The organism is Commensalibacter sp. A3DC, assembly GCF_047307945.1.
GTDB lineage: Bacteria > Pseudomonadota > Alphaproteobacteria > Acetobacterales > Acetobacteraceae > Commensalibacter > Commensalibacter melissae.
Genome location: NZ_JAXOQA010000111.1, coordinates 1 through 2514, shown reverse-complemented (window position 1 = coordinate 2514; position 2514 = coordinate 1). Strand labels below are relative to the sequence as shown.

2 protein-coding genes are annotated in these 2514 nt (G+C 32.6%); both read right to left on the bottom strand.

All coding sequences use genetic code 11. From position 1 onward, the window contains the following. Positions 1-140 precede the first annotated feature (140 nt). Positions 141-971 carry a hypothetical protein gene (locus U0839_RS08670; protein WP_413550492.1) on the bottom strand — a complete coding sequence of 277 codons (831 nt, stop codon included), beginning with the start codon at positions 969-971 and terminating at the stop codon, positions 141-143. A gap of 14 nt (positions 972-985) precedes the next feature. Then, positions 986-2353, bottom strand: a complete 1368-nt coding sequence (locus U0839_RS08665; RefSeq protein WP_413550491.1) for a glycerophosphodiester phosphodiesterase — start codon at positions 2351-2353, stop codon at positions 986-988. Between the last annotated feature and the right edge of the window lie 161 nt (positions 2354-2514).

The window sequence follows — 2514 nt, the reverse complement described above, 5'->3', positions numbered from 1 at the left end:
GCACTACAATTATAATGCAGTAAAATTCAATATTTATGAAAATATAAAAAAATTTCTTTAACAAGATGCATTATATATTATTCCTATAAATAATCTCCAATGCATCCTTTATCCATTTTAATTAATAATCAAGTATTCCATCATATATTTATTTCATATTGTATTACCAATTTTTTTGTAGCATCAGTTTTAAAATCAATTAATTTTCCAGTTTTTGTATCTGCAAAAGTCAACTTGAAACTTCCACCAGTCCAATCATACATTCCATGAAAAACATTAACTGTAGAATAATCACTAAGTTCTGGTAAGGACATCAATATTTTCGGATTAACGTACCAAAGATTATTTTCTGCATTTGCCACTTTCAGCTGATCATCCTGCAATATTAAGGTGCTGTTATCATCCCACTTTATCATATTCAAATTTAACTGTTGGAATTGGGTTTTATAAGAAAAATAGGGAAATTCACCGGCTTTACTCGCTTCGATTGTTAATGTCGAGGCAAACATTTTTCTTACAACTGGATACATACTATTTGATATATTAACTTGTGCATCAAAAAATTTTCCAGATGCCATGGACGGACGGAAATGACCAAATGAAACTTGAATGATATCACCTGGATCAACAGGTTCATTGATGGTCAACTCAGCCGTATATACTCCAACCATTGTTGAATTTACATAATTTTCTGATGACTGTTTCCATACTCCATTAGCTGATATCCAACGTACAGCAATCGAAGAGTATTTTTGATTGTTTTCAGCTTCTTCAAAGGATACTGCCGTCACTGTAATACTAATTGTTTCACCAAATATCGCAGGAACATTATAATATCCATAAGCATTACTGTTCGTATCTGTTGATTTAAATGTCCATGTCCCATCACTATTCTTGTCAATTGTTGATGTTCCATTTATTTTTATTGGAAATTGTGACAGTTCACGACCCGCTATTAGAATATCTTTCATTTTCAACCCCTTAATTAAAACGCTTGGACAGGATAATTGTTACACATTACTGAAGTCGTCCCCGTTTTAAGTGCTTTCAAAAAATTTCTATCATTTTCAGCAGTCCAAACACTCAATCCAACATCGGCATCAATGCATTTTTGTACAATTGAGGGATCTTGCGAAACAGTGTCAATTTGCCATAACAAAACCCCGTTTCCCAAGGTTTGCATTTTTTTAATAGCTGAATCGATATTGTTGTCTTCTCCAAATTGTAAATACCCTACACGACATTTTGAATCCAAAGAACGAACATGTTCCAATACTGAATAAACACCATTTTGAAAAGTCGCCAGATGACTTAACCCATAAGATTGAATAGTTTTTACAATTTGCGTAACTTGATCTATGGTTTCAAATCTCTTGATTTCAGGATAAAATGGACGATTGACTTTTGCTATAAACTGACACCATTCATCCAGTGAACTTAATTTGACAACATCATAATAAGGTGTATTTTTAAAGTCAGAAAAACGTAAAGATTTTAGATCTTCATAGGTTGATGTTCGTAATTCTAAACTATAATCAAGCAGTCTATTTGTTTTATTATCATGCCATATAATGAACTTTCCATCCGTAGCGGTTGACTGAATATCAAATTCAAAAGATATCTCTTGATGGGCACGATAAGAATTTACAGCATTATATACTGTATTTTCTATAATTCTTGCTTTCCCGCCTCTATGCATTGTAATTTCAATTGGTCTGTTTGGCAGATTAAATGAACGTGTTTCATATACCTTATTTACTATTGAAAAAAGTGAGGCTGAAGGGGCGGCTTTTGTTGGAACGAGAGCTGAGGAATTGATTGATTTAACATGTAAATCTGTTGTTTCATCGTTTAAATTATTATCACCTTTTTCCCCTTTTGGACCTGTAGCCCCCATAATGACGACAAGACCATCATTATTCTCATACAGCACACCCTCCGCACGAATTGGAAGAATACAGACAAAATCTAAAATCTCCTCTTTTTCTGTCTTGACTTCACATTTCAAGGGGACATCTTTATTAAGTTCCCCTCCATTGAAACGAACTGTAAAAGTTTGTTCCTGAAGCGAATATCTATCCGCCGTAACATTACTATCGCTTGTTGGACTAAACCTAACAGTTGCGATTGTATCATTTTCAAGCATACGGTTTTTTATAGAAAAACTATAAAATTTTTGCTCTGTTGGTCCCTTGCAAGATAAACGCAGTATTGTTCCACTCAAACATCCGCTAGGCAACTCAAATATTTCACGATCATTTTGTTCAATAATATTATTTTTTTGCGATTTACATTGAGTTTCATTCGCCGGTAAAATCTTTGGTTCATTATTATTAATTAAATAATTATTCATCTATTTATCCTTAATAAAAAAAACCGTTCACAAGAACGGTTTTTATTAAATTGATATTATAAAACAATGCCCATACCCATAATATTATGGCGACATTGGTGGCTTTATATTTTTGACATCGTTGCTATCAATAATAGCCTGTAATTTTTTCATATAAATCA

Coding starts and splice junctions, on each gene's coding strand:
- U0839_RS08670 (WP_413550492.1), bottom strand. CDS start 971: ATGAAAGATATTCTAATAGCGGGTCGTGAACTGTCACAATTTCCAATA.
- U0839_RS08665 (WP_413550491.1), bottom strand. CDS start 2,353: ATGAATAATTATTTAATTAATAATAATGAACCAAAGATTTTACCGGCG.